The sequence below is a fragment of the Terribacillus sp. JSM ZJ617 genome, assembly GCF_044383785.1.
Lineage (GTDB): Bacteria > Bacillota > Bacilli > Bacillales > Amphibacillaceae > Terribacillus.
In genome coordinates, this window is record NZ_JBISEQ010000007.1 from 41537 (window position 1) to 59854 (window position 18318).

The window sequence follows — 18318 nt, forward strand, 5'->3', positions numbered from 1 at the left end:
ATCGGGATTGCTTGTTAATGGAATGGAAAGGAGATACATATGAGAATAAAGTTACGTGAGCTTATGGAGGAGGACTGGGAAGCTGTCCATGCGTATGCTTCACTGGAACAGGCTTGTCGTTATCAGCCTTGGGGGCCGAACACGGAAGCTGAATCGAAACAGTTTGTAGAGGAAGTGTTGCAGGATGCTGAGGAAGAGCCGCGGAAGCGATATGTATATGCAATCATCTTCGAGGAGAAAATGATTGGTTCTGCAGAATTGCGTATCAATAGCACACAAAACCAAGAAGGGGAAATCGGCTATATCATCCATCCCGATTTCTGGAACAAAGGCTTTGCAACAGAAGCTGCTAAAGCTGTTCTTTCTATTGGATTTCGTGGATTTGGTCTGCATCGTATCTATGCTACCTGTGATCCGAATAACCTGGCTTCTGCAACCGTATTGGAGAAAATCGGCATGCAGAAGGAAGGTTTTATCCGGGAACATATTCGCATGAAATCAAGCTGGCGGGATTCCTTCCTTTACAGCATGCTAGAACAAGAACACCCTCAAGAATGGTAGCCATACGTGTACGTAAATAGAAAATAAAGGACTGCAAGCAGAGCTGCCAGCGGTATGGTGACGCCCAGGATATTGGAGCGTTTCCAGGGACCTTTTGGATCTTTATAACCTTTATACAACAGATATATTAATAAACCGATCATCGGTACAAATAGTAAATGACGGATATCAGCGACCCATTCATTATTCACGATCCAATTCACGTTAGGTGTCGTTGCTCCTTCATAAGCGTTATCAATGCGCTCCTTAACAATAACAAACAGAGCACCGAGTACTAGATAGTAAATAATAAATAAGCTTTTAATAGGTTTGTTTAAATAGCGGGTAGATAGGATGACCGCAAAAAATAAGACAAGCAGTATAGCTAACAGAATATATTCCTGCATGATATATATTCTCCTTTCTCTTGTTAAACTGACTTACATGAAGTTAGGATTGATAATGTGAAATTAACTTCGACCAATCAATTTGTGAGACAAATGAGTCTGAAGGAAGAATCCTCAGCGTTCCTTAATCATTTCCCATTTTCACTGCCAGTCATTCAAAAGTTAGGCAAACTTTCTTTCCATCCCAATGTTACGTACTTCATTGGAGAAAATGGCATGGGCAAGTCGACCTTACTTGAAGCAATTGCAGTAGGACTCGGGTTTAATCCCGAGGGAGGTTCAAGGAATTTTTCCTTCTCAAGCTATGAATCACATTCCGATTTGCATGAACATATTCGAATCGTCCGGGGAGGAAGCAGGCCGCGGGATGGATACTTTTTCCGCGCAGAGACTTTCTATAATGTAGCAACTAATATTGAGGAAATGGATCGGGAGGGGTACAGGCGAAAAATCATTGATTCCTACGGCGGGACATCCTTGCATGAACAGTCCCATGGAGAGGCGTTCTTCGCAGCCTTTATGGAGCGTTTCGCCGGCAATGGATTATATATTCTTGATGAGCCAGAGGCAGCTTTATCCCCGATCCGCCAGCTGTCGATGCTTGCTCGGATTGATGAACTGGTGGAAGATGGATCGCAGTTCATCATCTCGACACATGCTCCGCTGCTGATGGCTTACCCGGGCGCGAAGATTCTACAGCTGGATGCGGAAGGAATGGAAGAAGTCCAACTGGAGGATACACAGCATTATAGCATCATGAAGCAATTTTTCGAAGATAGAGGCAGGCTTTTGCATCATTTATTTAAAAAATGAATGGGGGAGAAATTGTGTTCGAATTGACAATCCGTTTTGCTGTTACCGATATTGAGAAAGCCAGGAGCTGGTATACGACCTTTCTTCAGAAAGATCCGGACTTCATTCCGCATGCAGGATTTCTAGAATGGGAAGTAGTGTCAGGCTGCTGGCTGCAGTTAGCCGAAACAGCGGAAATTGAATATCGAAACGGACCACTCCGTCTAGGTGTAAGGAACTTGGAAGCAGCAAGAGAGAGAGTTATCGAACAGTTGGACATACAGGATTTTGACATTCATATGCGTTCAGGTGTACCAGTCAAGTGGGGAACCTTTCCTGATCCTTGGGGAAATCAGCTCGGATATTATGAATATCTTGATAAGGAAGAAGAACAGAACAGGATAAATCAGTTAAAATAGTTAGATAGAAGAATAGCATGTGATAAGGAGAGTTCCCGAATGACAAATAGTGAAACGAATCCTAAGGTTGACGAGTTCTTAAGCAAGGCTAAACAGTGGAAGGAAGAATTCATAAGCCTGAGAAATATTGTTCTTGACTGTGAGCTAACCGAAGATTTCAAGTGGAAGCATCCTTGTTACACGCTTGAGGGTAAAAACATCGTTTTAATCCATGGATTCAAAGACTATTGCGCGCTTTTGTTTCACAAAGGTGCTTTGTTAAAAGATGCCCACGGGGTACTGATTCAGCAAACGGAGAATGTACAAGCGGCACGCCAAATAAGGTTCACCAATGTACAAGAAATAGCTGAAATGGAAACCGTCATAAAATCCTATATATATCTGGCGATAGAAGTTGAAAAAGCCGGTCTGCAAGTAGATTTAAAAGAGCACGCTGAATACATAATTCCAGAAGAACTTCATAATAAATTCGATGAAATCCCTGCCTTGAAAACCGCTTTTGAAGCACTGACACCGGGACGGCAAAGAGCATATATATTTTACTTTTCTCAAGCTAAACAATCCAAAACGCGAGAGGCAAGGATTGATAAATATATGCAGCATATTCTCGATGGAAAAGGGTTGAATGATAAATAATGTAACGGCAGCAGAAATTAGTGGCATATAGTTAGTTATACAAATCAGAGGTGAAGACATGGAAATTACCAGAGCAACAATACAGGAAGTAAAACAAACAGCAAAATTATTCGATCAATACCGGCAGTTCTATAAGCAAGCTCACGATTTAAGTGGTGCAGAGGCGTACATAACAGAAAGGCTGGAGAAGGATGATTCCGTCATATTCCTCGCAAAGGATGGAGATGATTATGTCGGTTTCACTCAGCTATATCCTACTTTTTCTTCTATCGGGATGAAACGCACATGGATACTGAATGACTTATATGTAGCGAAAAGTGCTAGAAAACAAGGTGTAGGAGAAAAATTGCTTGATGCAGCGGAGGCTTTCGCAAGGGAAACTGGTGCGGGAAGTATCGCACTAAGTACAGCTCCTGATAACGAGAAGGCGCAGCGTCTTTATGAGCGGAAAGGATACGAGCGAGACCAGCAGTTCTATCATTATGAGTTGAATCTGTAGAGGAGGTTGTTGATGATTATCGATGTTCTGCAGCATGTTCCATTTGAGGATCTTGCTGCTATAAGTGATTGGGGAGAAGCGCGCGGACATAGCTTTCGCGTTCATCATCTCTACGAAAAAGTTGATCTTCCCCATGCAGCGAATATCACCTTGCTCATCATTCTGGGCGGGCCGATGAGTGCCAATGATGCAGATCAATGGGTAAAGGAGGAGCGTGAACTGATCCGTCAGCTAATTGATCAGCAAAAGCCTGTATTCGGTATCTGTCTCGGTGCACAGCAAATTGCGAAGGCTTTAGGAGCGACTGTATTCCAAGGTGAACAAAAGGAAGTTGGCTGGTATCCAATTCAGACCGTTTCTACGCACTTTTCTTTCATTCCAGACGAGATGACTGTCTTCCATTGGCATGGTGAACAATTCTCCTTACCAGACGGTGCGATACGGCTTTTTGGAAATGAAATCTGTGAAAATCAAGGCTTTGTGTATCACGATCATATAATAGGTTTACAATTCCATTTCGAGACGACTAGAGAAAGTATGGAGAAATTGATATTGCATGACCGGGATTATCTTGATGATAGTCTATATGTCCAGAGTGAGCAGGCAATGAAGACAGCAAATTTTCCGTTAAAAAATAAAGAAGTATTGTATCAGCTGCTGGATCATTTGGTGGATGCTGTGAGAGAGGATCGGAAAACAAGTGGATTGTAGCTGCGAGAAAACGAACGATATTCTTTTTGAAGCGGACTTTGCTGATCCAGTCTGGTGTGCGGTTTGCAAGGAAAATCTGGATCTTGATGAATTTCCAATATCAAATGAGTTGAAACAGATGATCGGAAATTGGGCGAAGAAATATGGGCATTGGTTAGATTGGGATAAGGAATTATTAAAGATAGATGCAGTAAGGACTGAAAAAGAATTTAATAAGGAAGGAAGGTTATTGTCTATCAAATTGCAGCATGAACTGCCTAATGTCACTATCTGCTATAAAAAATCTTATTTAAGCTCTTTTTATACATGAAAGCTGCCAGCTAATAAAGCTGACAGCTTTTTTGATTCAACTAGTTATATTGAATTACTCGTATAAATTCGGTATAAGGGATTTCCTTAAACATATAATCGGTTATGAGCACTGTTCATGCCTCTATTTTCTACTCTAAAAATGTATACGCTTACAAATTTAGTCAGAAATCAGAAGGGGGAATTCTGTATGCGAAAAAGAGTCAAAGGCTTTGGATTAATTCTGCTTATTTTTGTTCTTGCTTTGATGACGGCATGCTCCAGCAGTGGTGAAACAGAAAGCGGAAAGAAAGAATTGACTGTCGTTTATCGATCACCTGGATCAGTAGATTCACTAAAGAATTTTTTTGACTCAGGTGTGTTGGATGAATTTGAAAAAGAACATCCGGATATCGATGTGAAGATAACGCCAATTACAGCGAGTGAGGGAGACTATTTCTCTAAAGTTGCACTGCAGATGAAGTCAGCAGAAACCGCTCCGGATGTTGTATCGGAGGATACATTCATGCTTAATTCTGATGCGAATGCCGGCTATCTTGATCCTTTGGATGATCGTATTGCAGATTGGGAGGAATGGGATAACATTATTGAAAATCTAAAATCAGGTGTGACAGCGGAAGATGGCAAGGTGTATGGGGTGCCGTCGACTTCTGACTCTCGCGGGCTTTGGTACAGCAAAGAGCTGTTCCAGGAAGCGGGCCTTCCTGTACCTTGGGAACCGAAAAATTGGGAAGAAGTACTGGATGCAGCGATAACAATTAAAGAGAAGACAGATGGAGTGACACCGCTATTTATGCAAGTTGGCAAGGCCAATGGCGAGGCAGTTTCGATGCAGACACTCGAGATGCTGCTATATGGAACTGGTGATACTCTCTACGACGACTCCGATAAAAAGTGGGTTGTGGATAGTCCAGGTTTACTGGATTCGTTCCGCTTTATTTCACAGGTGTACGATGTAGAAAAAGTTGGTCCAGATTTCTCTGTCGTCATGAGCGGTCAATCAGGAAACGTGGCTTTCCAGCAGTTATTCCCGCAAAAGAAACTGGCAATAGCACTGGATGGCAGCTGGAACGCACGGAACTGGGCTGAGAACGGAGCGGCTCCGATTGAAAATGTTGAGGAGAAAATAGGGTTTGCACCTATGCCGACCCAGAATGGGCAGGAACCAGGAGCAATTACAATGAGTGGAGGCTGGGCATGGGCAATTCCATCCAAAGCAGATATGAAGGAAGAATCATGGGAATTCATTCAATTCCTGATGGAAAAGGATAACAGCATCAATCGCTCCCTGACAGATGGTAACTTGAATACTCGTACAGATGCTGTTGAAGTAGAAGAGTATGTGAACCGTCCATTTGCCAAAGAATCGCAAGCGTACTTGGAAAATGCACAATTCAGACCAGCGAATGATAAGTATCCAGCAGTTTCCACGCAGCTGCAGACAGTAGTCGAAGCAATCGCAACTGGAAAACTGACTCCTGAAGATGCTGTGCAGCAATATAAAGCTGGAGTAGAACGAGTGGTAGGCAAAGAAAACACGAAGGTGGCTGAATAGGAAACCATCCCATCAAGGGCGCTGGATTACCCAGTTCCCTTTGATTGGGCGGGAGAAAGGTGACGAATATGTATGCATAGAAAAGCGATACTTTTTTTGTCTCCGTCTTGGATTCTTCTTTTATTATTTTTCATAACACCGATGTTACTGACTTTCGGTTTTGCTTTTACGAATTTGTCACTTACAGGAACCGATGCAGCCAACATTCAATTTATCGGATTCCAAAATTTCACTAATATGTTTCAAGACCCAGAATTTCGAATTAGTGTGTTCCGGACGCTTATTTTCTTACTTTTCTCTGCCGTAGTCGGACAGGTTGTATTAGGATTGATCCTTGCATTGTTAATGAAGGAGAAGCGACGCGGTTTTCGCCGATTTATTGGTGTGATCGTAATTGCCGGCTGGGTGACGCCGGAGATTGTCGTAGCTTTTTGCTGGGTAGCTTTCCTGAGTGATGCGGGTACGTTCAATGCAATTCTGCAGGTGATTGGGTTTGAACCAATCACCTGGTTATTCACTTTCCCGATGGTAAGTGTCATTATCGCAAACATCTGGCATGGTACTGCTTTTTCGATGATGGTTTTCCAAGCGGCACTGGACGATGTGCCAAAATCAGTACAAGAAGCTGCGGTCATAGATGGAGCGTCCCGCTGGCAGATATTCTTCCGCGTTACACTTCCAATTGTTAAAGGCTCGATAGTGACTAATATGATGCTCGTTACGCTGCAGACACTTGGCGTTTTCACGTTGATTTACACGATGACAGGCGGGGGACCAGGTAATGCTACACAGATTCTTCCAATATTCATGTACAACCAAGCATTCGTAAACTACCAATTCGGATATGGCACAGCCATTTCGCTAGTTCTACTCGTAATCGGTACGGTTGCCAGTCTGCTGTACATGCGTTTTATGAAAGTAAAACTATAAGGAGGAGGGATGCAGAATGAAGGTATCGAAAAAAGAATTAGTAATCCACTATCTGGCGCTCATCTTCTTAGCTATCTGCTTCTTACTGCCTTTTTTGTGGCTCGTATTCGCTTCCTTCGATCAGCAGGCAACCCAAGCAATCAAGCTGCCGGAGAAATGGACGCTCGATAACTTTACGGCTATTCTGTCAGACCCAAGTAATATCCGTTCTTTTGCAATCGGTTTGTTTATATCGCTTGGGCAGGCAACGATTGTTGTAATTGTTGCTGGATTGGCTGCTTATCCGCTTTCTCGATATAGGCTGCGATATAAGCGGTCATTCCTGCTTACCATCTTGTTCATGACGTCTTTGCCGATCACGGCAGTTATGGTTCCGGTCTATCAGCTGTTCCTATTCCTGAACATCCAAGATTCTATTATTTTCACGACGATCTTCCTTGCTGCGTCAGGATTGCCATATGCCATCTGGATGATGAAGAATTTTATGGATGCGGTACCGATTGAACTGGAGGAATCGGCATGGGTGGATGGTGCATCGGTGCTGACGAGTATGCGTAAAGTAGTTGGGCCGTTAATGCTGCCAGGAATCTTTACGATTGCAATTTTCACATTTACAGGCAGCTGGGGAAATTTCTTTGTTCCTTATATTTTGCTGCAGACACAGGAGAAGCTTCCAGCGTCTGTGACACTATACCAGTTTTTCGGAAACTACGGCATTATCGAATACGGCAAATTAGCAGCGTTCTCCATGCTGTACACAATGCCATCTATCATTCTTTATATCTTTGCTCAAAAATACATGTCCAAGGGCTTCAGTCTCGGAGGAGCATCCAAGGGCTAAGGGAGTGTAAGTATGTTGGGTTTGAAAGAACGTCAGCTAGAAAGAAGAATAGAAGAGTTGGAGAAATACCGCTATCGGGATCGACATGATTTGCAGCATTTTCTAGCATTGGAGGATCAGGATAAGAAGGTCGCACCTGAAGTACCAGGTCTGGAAGCTTTTAAAGAGAAGCTGCATGTTGGGGACCATTGGAAAGGCCGAGATCGCTATCTATGGCTGGCAAAGGAAATCGTTCTTCCTGAGGAATGGGCAGGGAAACAGGTAGTTGGTGTATTCGATTTTGGCAAGACCGGCGGCGGAGGAAATTCAGGCTTTGAGTCACAATGCTATGTGAACAATGTAATGTATCAGGCGGTAGACTCCAATCACCAGGAACTGTTCTTTGAGGATGAGTGGTATGGTGATTCTATTCGTTTGGCATTTCGTCTCTGGTCAGGATTAGAAGGAGGTGGAGAAAGGGTAGACCAGGAGCATCAAATAAAGCGCGCTGAAGTAGCCCTTTTGGATGAACAAACCGATGATTTTTATTATACGACCTTTGCCATTCTTGAAACAATACGTGTACTAGACGAGAATGCCGCGGAGCGGGTCCAGTTATTATCGCTGTTAGACCAGACTATCCGGTTAATTGATTGGAGCTCCCCAGGAAGTGATATATTCTATCATTCTATTTATGAGGCAAACGACTATCTCCAAAGAGAATTGGATAATCTGGACAGCGATTCTCCAATCACAATTCGTTGTATCGGTCACACTCATATTGATGTAGCTTGGCTGTGGCGTTTGAAACATACGAGAGAAAAAGCAGGCCGCTCCTTCTCGACTGTTTTACGTCTGATGGAAAAATATCCTGACTATAAGTTTCTGCAAACACAGCCGCAGCTCTATAGCTATGTAAAACAAGACTTCCCGGAACTGTACGCTCAGATTAAGGAGAGAATTGATGGTGGTCAGTGGGAAGTGGACGGTGCGATGTGGCTGGAGGCTGATTGTAATTTACCTTCTGGTGAATCATTGGTGCGTCAGATCTTACAGGGTGCCAAGTTCATCCAGGAGGAATTCGGAAAAGATGTGAACTACCTCTGGCTGCCAGATGTGTTCGGATATTCATGGGCATTGCCTCAGATTCTCAGCAAGGCAGGGATCAATACATTCTTAACGTCAAAGATTAGCTGGAACCAATTCAATCGGATGCCAAATGACACATTTACATGGCGAGGGCTGGATGGAAGTGAAGTGCTGACACAATTTATCACGACACCTGATCCATCACCAAGGGAAAATACATGGTTCGCTACGTATAACGGTCAAATCCTGCCTGATACAGTAACAGGAACTTGGGATAACTATAAAAACAAAGCACTTACGAAGGAGCTGCTTCTTTCCTATGGATACGGAGATGGCGGAGGCGGCGTGAACAGGACCATGCTTGAAATGAGGAGAAGACTGGATCGTATGCCAGGGCTGCCTAACGTCAAAACAGGCGATGTTAAAAGTTATTTCGAATCACTCCATGATCAGACCCAGAATACATCAGAGTTCATGCCAGTTTGGGATGGAGAACTTTACTTGGAATATCACCGCGGTACGTATACGAGTCAAGCCTACAATAAGAAAATGAACCGCAGGATGGAACTGAAGCTGCGTGAGACAGAATTCCTGCATGTATGGAAAGCAATTCAGGCAGATGACTTTTTGAAGTATCCATCTTCTACTTTAGAAGAGGTATGGCGGACATTATTGCGTAATCAATTCCACGATATTATTCCGGGATCTTCAATTCGGGAAGTATATGAAGATAGTGAGAAGGAATACGAGGATGGATATGCAAAGCTGCAAGCGCTGCAGAAGGTTGCAGCAGACGATTTGATTACAGATGAAAAGCATACATGGAGCATTGTGAATTCTTCATCGTGGCAATTGGATGGTATTGTCAAGATAGAGACAGAGGATGACGGTGTATGGGAGGATGAAAACGGCAGCCCTTTGGCAGCTCAAAAACACAAAGGCGGCTGGCTGGTCGAAGTACCGGCTGTACCGGGAACAGGAAGTAAGCAGGTTCATTTAAAGACCGACAAAAAAGATTCAGAACAGGATAATGCGTGGTTCCAGTTGAAGAACCGGGAGCTTGTAACTCCATTTTATGAAGCTAGGTTTAATGAATACGGTCAACTCCAGTCTCTATATGACAGGAAAGCAAAGCGTCATGTAATAGCTGAGTCGGAGAATGCAAATGTGTTTCAGGTGTTTGAGGATAAGCCACTGGATTACGATGCTTGGGATATCGATTTATTTTATCAGGAGAAAAAGAAGGAAGTCACAAACCTGCTCGATTTTACTCTGAAAGAAGCAGGTCCACTGCAGCTGGTGATAGAAGCGTGCTGGCAGTACGGTAATTCGACTATTCATCAAGACATTATCTTCTATCGCAATCGGAAAGTAATTGATTTTAAAACAGAAGTAGATTGGCATGAGCGTCAGCAATTATTAAAAGTAGCCTTTCCTGTCCAAATTCGGGCTACAGAAGCAACTTATGATATCCAATACGGCAATGTCAAACGACCGACACATTGGAATACTTCGTGGGATATAGCCAGGTTCGAATCTGTTGCGCATCAATGGGTCGATTTCTCGGAGCAAAATTACGGTGTCAGTCTGCTTAATGATTGCAAGTACGGACATGACATCAAAGATCATACAATACGTCTGTCTTTGATCAAATCCGCAATTGCACCGGATATCGAACAAGACCAAGGTCACCACGTATTTTCGTATTCCCTTTACCCACATGAAAAAGGATGGGTGGAGGCAAATACGGTACAAGAGGCATGGAAGCTGAATCAGCCGTTCCAAGTATACAGCGGAGTAAATGACAAAGACGGAGCAAAACTATTTTCTATAGATAATCCGCATGTGCAACTGGATGCAATTAAGAAAGCAGAAGATAATGAAGATATCATCATCCGTTTGCATGAATATACCGGTGGTACACAGCAGGTGACGATACAGCCAGAGTTCAACTATACCTTCTGGGAAGAATGTGATTTGAGGGAAAGAAAAGTAGACCAAAGCCCTCAGGAAGGAAATATAGAATTATCCTTCACTCCATATGAAATAAAGACAATTCGTATATCCAAATTATGAGAAAAGCCCCTTTGTGGGCTTTTCTTTTTTACTGTATACTTTCGATTACAAAAGCAAAGGAGGATACATATGCGTGCGTTCGGTAAAAAAGAGCAAGGAAAAAACTATGTAGAGAGACGGGCTGTATACGGGATTCTGCACGGGGGCTTATCCGGAAAAATAGGCGTGATTCGTAAAAGAAACGATCAATTATTTATGTTGCCTGGAGGTGGAATAGAGAACGGTGAGAATGAATTAGAATGTCTGGAAAGAGAGGTCGTGGAGGAAACTGGCTACACGATAAACGAGCCAGCATTTCTATGTCAAGGAACACAATACTTCCAGTCCAGAGATGCTAGTCACTATATACAAAATATAGGGAGTTTCTACAGCTGTACACTAGGAGTTAAAGAGAAAGAACCAATGGAAGAGGATCATGAATTGATTTGGCTGACTCCTGAAGAAGCAGCGAGCAGCTTATCTCATCAGCACCAAGCCTGGGCAGTCCGGCAATGTATCGGATTACTAGATTAAATCGCGATCAGCTTATATGTGCTTTGGATTCTAACTTTCCTATAGTATACTTTAGGAAAGTGTTTCCAATTATACATAAAGCAAGGGGGACTGGATTTGTCTGAACAAGAAATGCAGTATACGGCAAAGGATTTGGCTGCCTCATTGGATGTGACAACCTCGACGCTTCGAAGATGGGCGATTGCATTGGAAAGTGCTCATTATCCGTTTCAGCGGAACGAAAAAGGACAGCGGATATATACAAAACAGGATATCACTACATTTGAAGAGTTAAAGAAATTACTTGGAGAAAAAATGACTTTTGCGGATGCAATTCAGAAGCTGACCGGGCATAACAAGTCTATGGAGAAAAAGCCAGAAACAGAGAAAATAATGAACGTAACTGCGGAGGAACTGGAGAAGCTTGTCTCACGTGCAGTGAAAAAAGCAGTGAAGAAAGAACATGAAAAGCTGTTCAAACAGATGAAAAAGCAGATGAAAAAAGAGCTGGAGAAACTAAAAGAGAAAAATTAATTAGGTCCCTATGATATTTTATTACCTTAAAGAAGATATGCCTCAATCTAAATGATACAAAATTCCGAAAAATAAGTCTAGTATTATTTTTAATTGATGCCAAAATGAAGTTGTATTCGATTATAGATTAGGAGGCGTTATTATGAAGCAGAATATTTATGACAATGAAGTATTTTTTGAGAATTACAAGGCTCTGCGAGAAGATCCGGTGAATTACAATGAACTTCTGGAACAGCCTGAGATAAAACGAATGCTGCCTGACTTAAATGGCAAGCATGTTTTGGATATTGGCTGTGGCATGGGGGACTTGGCCAGGTATTGTGCGGAACATGGAGCTGAGCGTGTCACTGCTATTGATCCATCCAGCAAAATGCTGCAGGAAGCAAAACTCAGAAATGGTCATCCAGCAATTGATTTTGTTCAAACAGCATTAGAGGATGCAGTGCTGAAAAAAGAGAGTTACGACATTGCTGTCAGTTCACTAGTAATGCATTATGTGGCAGACTACGATGCAGTTATCCAGTCTATCCATGCATCATTGAAAGAAGACGGTATCCTTTTGTTCTCCACCGAGCATCCAATTGTAACTGCCAGAAAAGAAGGCGACAAATGGATTACAGATGAAGAAGGGAACCGGATTCATTTCGCGGTGGATAACTACCAGGAGCAAGGCAGACGTGAAGTTAAATGGTATGTAAATGGAGTAGTTTACTACCATCGGTCGTTCGCTGCGCTATGCAACGGACTTATACGGAATGGTTTCAGTCTCCAAGAAGTAACAGAGCCAATGCCAAGTGAAGCGGCAATTGCTCAGCTGCCGCGGATAGACCATGAGCTGCGCCGACCATCATTCATTATTTTGAAGGCGAGAAAAACAGCCCGTCCTTAATGGACGGGCTCCATTTCTACCCAGCCTCGAACGCTGTTGATCAGCCAGATGCGAGAAGCAGTTTGGAGGTCAGCCTTCGTCAATACAGCTTCTTGAATCGTCTCTTTTTCCAATAATTCTTGTCGCAGTGTGCCAGGCAGCAGGCCGCTGGAAACAGGAGGCGTCAGCAGCTTGCCATCCTGCTCGATGACAAGATTGCCAATCGTGAATTCAGTCAGCTCGCCAGCATCATTCCAAAGCAGCGTATCAAACACACCTGACTTCTCTATCTTATAATCTTCGTATACTTTGCGATAAGTCGTCTTGTGATAATAATATCGGCTTCTATTGTCAATTGGTGTGGCAGCCAAAGTGAATTTCTGTTTATTTTTAATCGATGCTGGCATTTCACTATAAAAGAGCTCAAGCTGTCCGCTCTGATTAGCTAAAAGACGTATCCGGTGAGATTGTCCAGGGTGCTCGTTTTGGTGTTGATACAGAAGCTTGCGGACAGCCGCTTCTTTAATCGGGATGCTGAAATAATCTGCAGACTGCAGCAGACGGCGTATATGTCTATCCTCCAATAGGAAAACACCACTTGAATACGCAATCGTTTCCAACAGCTCGAAATCAGGAAGCTGCTCCTGCAGTACAGATGATTTGGCGATTGCTTCCTCATACTCACCCTTAGAAGTGGAATCCCAAGTGATACCTCCGCCGACACTGTAGGTAGCCTGCTTTTCTGCCTTGTCGACAATTGCAGTACGGATTGGCACATTGAAGACAGCTTCGCCGCCTGGTTCAATATAGCCGATGGCACCGCAGTAAACCTCGCGCGGTTCAGATTCGAGGTCCGTAATTACTTTCATTGTGCTCGCTTTAGGAGCTCCTGTGATCGATCCGCATGGAAAGAGGGCCCGCATGATATCGATAATTGTTGTGCCTGGGACTGTTTCTGCTTCTATAGTTGAAGTCATCTGGTAAACTGTCGGGTATTTTTCAATTGTATATAACGCTGGAACATGCACAGTACCAAGCTTGGCAACCCTGCTGATATCATTGCGCAGCAAATCGACAATCATGACATTCTCCGCACGGTCTTTGACAGATGCAGCTAAGGTTTCCAGCTGTTCAAGGTCCTGCGTGTATGTAAGTCCACGCTTGATCGTACCTTTCATCGGTTTTGTAATAATACGTTCTCCATCCCAGTGGAAAAATAATTCAGGAGAAGCGGATAAAATAGCATTATCTTCCCACGCCAAATAGGCAGTATAATCGGCACGCTGTGCTCGCTGCATTTGGCGGAAAAGAGTAGCAGAATCACCAGCAAAGGCTGTGCGCAGACGCATTGTATAATTCGTCTGATATGTATTGCCAGCAGCAATTTCCTCTTTAATAGTCTGGATAGCTTGGTCATATGTTGTTTTTGAGATTGCTGGCTGCCAGTTCAGCTTAATTGGTGCTTCACTAATTGATTCTGGCTGCTCTTTACTAAAGGTCTTGAAAATACCAAATTGTAAAAGGGGCAGCTTTGATCCAGCAGCAGTGACATAGCTTGGATCGAATGCTCCAGCAGCTTCATAGGAAAGGTAGCCGGCAGCATAATATCCCTTTTCTGTATATACTTGCACCTGCTCCAGGCAGGGAATGACTTCATCTATTGTGTATGCGGTCAGCAGTGTATGCTGCTCTGTGAAACGCCGATGCTGTGTTTGTCCATTTGCATCAGCAAAATTGAAATAAGCGTACATAGAATATCTCCTTTCTTGCTTTCCTAGTATCTCATATGGTGGATAAGCGGAATAGCTTATCGGAATAGAGTAATTATTGAAACTATTTCCATATTATCTCGTAATAGTAGGTACAATATTTTAGGAGGAGTTGTACGTTGCGGACGATCCAAGTGTTGAAGGAACTAGGCTTTTGGGTGTTTGCTTGCATCTATTTGATCGGGATCCGTCCCAATCTCGACGGATATGTACTCTTGATACCGGATCTGCTTATTTGTGCGGCTATTGTACTTTCACTAACTGCATATGTACTTCGCTTCGGGCGGAAGAAAGGGTATTAGTAAGAGGGTAACAAGGGATGAAACCATACTATACGGATGCCATTATATTGCTCACCTTCATCGTGTTTATGACAAGTATAGATTTAAGTCATATGAAATGGTTGGGGTAGGGAGTTTTGATTGTATACAGTGTATGGGCTTTCTTGATGGGATTTAAGACTGTAGCCATCTTGAAACAATCAAAATCAGAGAACTGATAGCCTGAAAGAGCTCTAATCTTAGTTGATCGCATTATTTCAGATGGAGGTAAGAGAATGCATATCATATTACATAAAGCAACAGAGGCAGATGCGGAGCTGATTCATGAATACCAGGTCGCAGCTTTTCAGCCGCTACTTGATAAGTATCAGGACTTGGACTCAAATCCTGCCAATGAGCCGTTATCACGTACAATTGAACGCATTAACAGAACAGACGGAGGATTTTACAAGATACTGACAGAGGGACAACTTACGGGCGCCATTTGCCTTTTTTCGAAAGAACCTTATGTTTATTGGATCAGTCCAATCTTCATTCATCCTTCTCACCAGGGGAAGGGAATCGCTCAGCAGGTTCTAAAGCTGGCAGAAAACATGTTTTCGGATGCTAGGATTTGGCGATTGGCCACCTTGCGGGAAGAAAAGGGCAACTGTCATTTGTATGAAAAAATAGGATATAAACTGACTGGCAAGATACAAACGTTGAATGAGCGGGCTACATTGGTTTATTACGAAAAGCGGATATAAAGTTTTGCGACGGGTGATTATGCGTAAAGACATTATGTCTGCCGAATGGATGCAGACGGATCTCCATCCATTTGATGAGCGGGGCAAAACAGCGTTAGCTGCTTTATTTTACAAGGGGTTTAGGGATACGATAGATGAAGAATACGATAGCAAGAATGCCTATTTAGGTGAAATACAGGATGTGTTGGATGGGAAGTACGGTCTATTCCTGCCTTCCTGTTCTTATTTCTCACAAACTTCTGAGGGGATAAACGGTGTTACGATGGTAACGCTCTTCCGTTCTGTTCCTTTGCTTGCTTATGTAGTCACTGCTCCGGAATGGCAGGGAAAGGGCGTTGCCACTAGTTTGATACAGTCTAGTGAGCAGGCCTTAGTTCGGCTAGGCTATGAAGCTCTTTATCTAGTTGTAACCAAGCAGAATTATCGCGCCAGATCACTTTATCGGACATTAGGATTCCGCGAAGCGGGGGAAGACTGGGATGCGGTGTCAGGAAGGGAGAAGCAGAAATGATTGCAGTAAGATTAGTCAAAGAACAGGATGCAGCAGATCTCTTATCTCTGGAGCTGCGAAATAAGGAATTCTTCCAGCTTTATACGGGGAAGCGTGAAGAGCACTTTTATACACTGGATGGTCAAAAGGAGCGTATTGATCGGGCAATTGCTTCTGCTGCTGATGATACTGGTTATTATTTTGTCATTCTTATGGATGAAAATATAATCGGTATTGTCATGCTGTCAGAGGTAGTGCGCTGGAATCTTCAGAGCTGCTGGATAGGCTATTTTCTTGATAAGGATCAAAACGGAAAAGGGTATATGACAGAGGCAGTCCGTCAGGTAGTGGCTATTGCTTTTGATGAATTGGAATTTCATCGGTTAGAGGCAGGTGTCATGCCGCATAATATCGGCTCTATCAAGGTGCTGCTAAAGGCAGGCTTCCATAAGGAAGGTATCGCAAAACAGAACGTCAAAATCAATGGAAAGTGGCAGGATCATCAAACTCTTGCTATCATTAACCCTCGGGACCTCATTTGAAGGAGAGGGAAGATAGATGAACAAATGGCTGCTTATAGCTGGGGTATTGGTGGAAATCATCGGTATTCTATTGATATTGTTCTGGCGAGTTGACGATATGGTTGCGATTATTAGTGGTATAGTAATTATTGTTATAGGGATAGTACTTTTCCAAATCGGATATTGGCGTATTATAAAAGCTCGCAAAAAAGGAATGAAGAGAAGATAAAGAAGTCAGCTGGTGGGGAAACTCAATCAGCTGGCTTTTTTTATCTGAAATTTACGCTAGGTCTGCCTGCTGTTCTGCTATGCTAATGTTATCCACTGAAAAGGAGTGTTACCAATAATGAAGAGCAAGTCTTCCTCTATTGCGATCTCTCTTACATGCTGCTGTATCTTCCTCTCTTGTAATACAGTTGAAGCCTCATTAGACCCTAACTCATCTGTATCTATAAATAACAAAAGAGCAGACATTTTTATTTGCAGTTCAGATCCAGTCTATCAAGAGACTAACGGAAAATATTCAACAGAAGATTTCCAAAACGCAATACCGGCTGAAATGCCAGTAGCAGAAGAATCTTGGCTGGAAACTTTGTGGAATACCTTTTTTAATAAAGACACGCAAGAAACAATCTCTTCTGATACAGAACAAGCGGGTCCACAAATGATTCCGTATAAGCGAGAGCCAATAAGCCTTTATCCGCATAATTCCTACATTCATTGTTTGCTGTCTGCCCATATGAACACAGATCCATATGCGAATCTTCCCTATTAAGCTAGTCCATTAAGTCTATAAAATATTAAATATTTGTATGTTTTGTTGATTTAATAGGGATTAATACCTTGAATTATATTATTTATTAATAATCCATTTTTACCAAATTACTTTACAAATGTGGAATATTGCCGATATATAGTAATAGAGTGAAATTTTATGAATAGGGGCTTGATGTAATGAGTATGCAAGTACATGAGCAGACGGAACAGGCAATACATCCGATGTTGGACGCCTTTGTAAAGGTAGGGCCGTTCTTGCAGGATCTAATCAATGAAGATGTCACGATTGGTATCTATAATACGGAGAAGTTGATTATCAATTTCCCTGCCAAGACCTTTTCATTGAATGTTACACCTGGAGACCCATTAATGGATGGGGATATCGTAACAGCGGCTATTCGCCAGAACAAAAATCAATATGCAGTCGTACCGGAGGAGCTTTTCGGAATCAGTATTATCGCCCGTGCTATTCCGCTTCACGATGAAGCAGGAAATGTAATAGGCGGTATCGGAGTCGGTTTGAGCATCGAAAGTGCGAATCAATTGTCCTCAATTGCTTCTAATCTTTCTGATGTTATTGGCGACGTGACTGCAACAATCCAGGATATGGCGCAATCCATCTCTGGTTTGGCAGAAGGCATGAATTACATATCAAAGAAAGCTTCAGAGGTAACAGATAGCGTGGATACGATTGAGGAAGTATCCAACGTCGTTAAGGGTATTGCGGATCAGAGCAACTTGCTTGGTCTCAATGCTGCTATTGAAGCTGCGCGTGCTGGAGAACAGGGACGCGGATTCAGTGTGGTTGCAGATGAAATCCGCAAGATGGCAACTGGCTCCAAGGATCAGGTAACAGAAATCCATCAGATTACCGAGAAAATCAAGACTGTTATCGGCAAGCTGAGCAATTCAATTCAAGAAGCAAATGCAGAATCAGACACACAATCAGCTGCCATCGAAGAGCTGACAGCGACGATGGAAGAGATTAACGCTAATGTACAAACTCTAGCAAATCTAGCAAAAGAGAATATCTCAATCAAAGACTAATAGAGGTGAC

Annotated in this window: 22 protein-coding genes and 1 pseudogene; 21 read left to right on the forward strand and 2 right to left on the reverse strand. The window is 42.9% G+C overall.

The features are described from left to right. Nucleotides 1-39: 39 nt before the first annotated feature. Nucleotides 40-561, forward strand: coding sequence for a GNAT family N-acetyltransferase (locus ACH6C1_RS17725; protein ID WP_374079482.1), 522 nt, complete (start codon nucleotides 40-42; stop codon nucleotides 559-561). Here the strand turns inward: ACH6C1_RS17725 and ACH6C1_RS17730 are convergent. After that, the gene (locus ACH6C1_RS17730) at nucleotides 549-947 is read right to left on the reverse strand and encodes a hypothetical protein (RefSeq protein WP_374079485.1); all 399 of its coding nucleotides are present in this window, start codon (nucleotides 945-947) and stop codon (nucleotides 549-551) included. The genes ACH6C1_RS17725 and ACH6C1_RS17730 overlap by 13 nt on opposite strands. Before the next feature lie 57 nt (nucleotides 948-1004). On the opposite strand from ACH6C1_RS17730, the gene ACH6C1_RS17735 reads away from it, so the two are divergent. The 13 genes from ACH6C1_RS17735 (at nucleotide 1005) to ACH6C1_RS17795 (ending at nucleotide 12698) form a co-directional block, all read left to right on the forward strand. Further along, a complete protein-coding gene (locus tag ACH6C1_RS17735) occupies nucleotides 1005-1760 on the forward strand; it encodes an AAA family ATPase (protein ID WP_374079488.1) in 756 nt (251 codons plus the stop codon). Nucleotides 1761-1774: 14 nt separating this feature from the next. Next, nucleotides 1775-2158: a VOC family protein gene (locus ACH6C1_RS17740; RefSeq protein WP_374079490.1), complete on the forward strand. Its 384-nt coding sequence runs from the start codon at nucleotides 1775-1777 to the stop codon at nucleotides 2156-2158. 39 nt (nucleotides 2159-2197) lie between these two features. Next, on the forward strand, nucleotides 2198-2794 hold the full coding sequence (locus ACH6C1_RS17745) for a YdeI/OmpD-associated family protein (protein WP_374079492.1): 597 nt from the start codon (nucleotides 2198-2200) through the stop codon (nucleotides 2792-2794). 58 nt (nucleotides 2795-2852) lie between these two features. Further along, nucleotides 2853-3293 carry a GNAT family N-acetyltransferase gene (locus ACH6C1_RS17750; protein ID WP_374079495.1) on the forward strand — a complete coding sequence of 147 codons (441 nt, stop codon included), beginning with the start codon at nucleotides 2853-2855 and terminating at the stop codon, nucleotides 3291-3293. 12 nt (nucleotides 3294-3305) lie between these two features. Next, a complete protein-coding gene (locus tag ACH6C1_RS17755) occupies nucleotides 3306-4004 on the forward strand; it encodes a type 1 glutamine amidotransferase (protein WP_374079498.1) in 699 nt (232 codons plus the stop codon). Then, nucleotides 3994-4314: a hypothetical protein gene (locus tag ACH6C1_RS17760; protein ID WP_374079500.1), complete on the forward strand. Its 321-nt coding sequence runs from the start codon at nucleotides 3994-3996 to the stop codon at nucleotides 4312-4314. The genes ACH6C1_RS17755 and ACH6C1_RS17760 overlap by 11 nt, the downstream gene beginning before the upstream one ends. A 189-nt stretch (nucleotides 4315-4503) precedes the next feature. Next, the gene (locus ACH6C1_RS17765; RefSeq protein WP_095271105.1) at nucleotides 4504-5868 is read left to right on the forward strand and encodes an extracellular solute-binding protein; all 1365 of its coding nucleotides are present in this window, start codon (nucleotides 4504-4506) and stop codon (nucleotides 5866-5868) included. A 72-nt stretch (nucleotides 5869-5940) separates the two neighbouring features. Next, nucleotides 5941-6798 carry a carbohydrate ABC transporter permease gene (locus tag ACH6C1_RS17770; RefSeq protein ID WP_374079503.1) on the forward strand — a complete coding sequence of 286 codons (858 nt, stop codon included), beginning with the start codon at nucleotides 5941-5943 and terminating at the stop codon, nucleotides 6796-6798. Nucleotides 6799-6814: 16 nt separating this feature from the next. After that, nucleotides 6815-7639 carry a carbohydrate ABC transporter permease gene (locus ACH6C1_RS17775; protein WP_038558611.1) on the forward strand — a complete coding sequence of 275 codons (825 nt, stop codon included), beginning with the start codon at nucleotides 6815-6817 and terminating at the stop codon, nucleotides 7637-7639. A 12-nt stretch (nucleotides 7640-7651) separates the two neighbouring features. Then, nucleotides 7652-10783 (forward strand): alpha-mannosidase, encoded by a 3132-nt coding sequence (locus ACH6C1_RS17780; protein ID WP_374079506.1) that lies wholly within the window; start codon nucleotides 7652-7654, stop codon nucleotides 10781-10783. 69 nt (nucleotides 10784-10852) lie between these two features. Further along, nucleotides 10853-11296 carry an NUDIX domain-containing protein gene (locus ACH6C1_RS17785; protein ID WP_374079508.1) on the forward strand — a complete coding sequence of 148 codons (444 nt, stop codon included), beginning with the start codon at nucleotides 10853-10855 and terminating at the stop codon, nucleotides 11294-11296. A gap of 96 nt (nucleotides 11297-11392) precedes the next feature. After that, on the forward strand, nucleotides 11393-11809 hold the full coding sequence (locus ACH6C1_RS17790; protein ID WP_374079510.1) for a helix-turn-helix domain-containing protein: 417 nt from the start codon (nucleotides 11393-11395) through the stop codon (nucleotides 11807-11809). Nucleotides 11810-11951: 142 nt separating this feature from the next. Continuing rightward, complete coding sequence (locus ACH6C1_RS17795; RefSeq protein WP_095218764.1) at nucleotides 11952-12698, forward strand: class I SAM-dependent methyltransferase; 747 nt, start codon at nucleotides 11952-11954, stop codon at nucleotides 12696-12698. Here the strand turns inward: ACH6C1_RS17795 and pabB are convergent. Further along, the gene (pabB, locus tag ACH6C1_RS17800; protein ID WP_374079512.1) at nucleotides 12695-14428 is read right to left on the reverse strand and encodes an aminodeoxychorismate synthase component I; all 1734 of its coding nucleotides are present in this window, start codon (nucleotides 14426-14428) and stop codon (nucleotides 12695-12697) included. The two genes, ACH6C1_RS17795 and pabB, sit on opposite strands and share 4 nt — an antisense overlap. 137 nt (nucleotides 14429-14565) lie before the next feature. Between pabB and ACH6C1_RS17805 the strand changes: the two genes are divergently transcribed. From ACH6C1_RS17805 to ACH6C1_RS17835, 7 genes and pseudogenes are all read left to right on the forward strand, one after another. Then, nucleotides 14566-14748, forward strand: a complete 183-nt coding sequence (locus tag ACH6C1_RS17805) for a hypothetical protein (RefSeq protein ID WP_095271119.1) — start codon at nucleotides 14566-14568, stop codon at nucleotides 14746-14748. A gap of 254 nt (nucleotides 14749-15002) precedes the next feature. Further along, on the forward strand, nucleotides 15003-15473 hold the full coding sequence (locus tag ACH6C1_RS17810) for a GNAT family N-acetyltransferase (protein WP_095218760.1): 471 nt from the start codon (nucleotides 15003-15005) through the stop codon (nucleotides 15471-15473). Nucleotides 15474-15492: 19 nt separating this feature from the next. Then, entirely contained in the window at nucleotides 15493-15984 is a 492-nt protein-coding gene (locus ACH6C1_RS17815; RefSeq protein WP_374079516.1) for a GNAT family N-acetyltransferase, read from the forward strand. Then, nucleotides 15981-16484 (forward strand): annotated as a pseudogene (locus ACH6C1_RS17820) (GNAT family N-acetyltransferase); the annotation flags it as partial. The gene ACH6C1_RS17815 and the pseudogene ACH6C1_RS17820, both read left to right, overlap by 4 nt. Nucleotides 16485-16521: 37 nt before the next feature. Continuing rightward, nucleotides 16522-16713 (forward strand): hypothetical protein, encoded by a 192-nt coding sequence (locus ACH6C1_RS17825; RefSeq protein ID WP_374079518.1) that lies wholly within the window; start codon nucleotides 16522-16524, stop codon nucleotides 16711-16713. Nucleotides 16714-16830: 117 nt separating this feature from the next. Then, nucleotides 16831-17259, forward strand: coding sequence for a hypothetical protein (locus tag ACH6C1_RS17830; protein ID WP_374079520.1), 429 nt, complete (start codon nucleotides 16831-16833; stop codon nucleotides 17257-17259). A 179-nt stretch (nucleotides 17260-17438) separates the two neighbouring features. After that, entirely contained in the window at nucleotides 17439-18308 is an 870-nt protein-coding gene (locus ACH6C1_RS17835; protein WP_141230061.1) for a methyl-accepting chemotaxis protein, read from the forward strand. Nucleotides 18309-18318 lie beyond the last annotated feature (10 nt).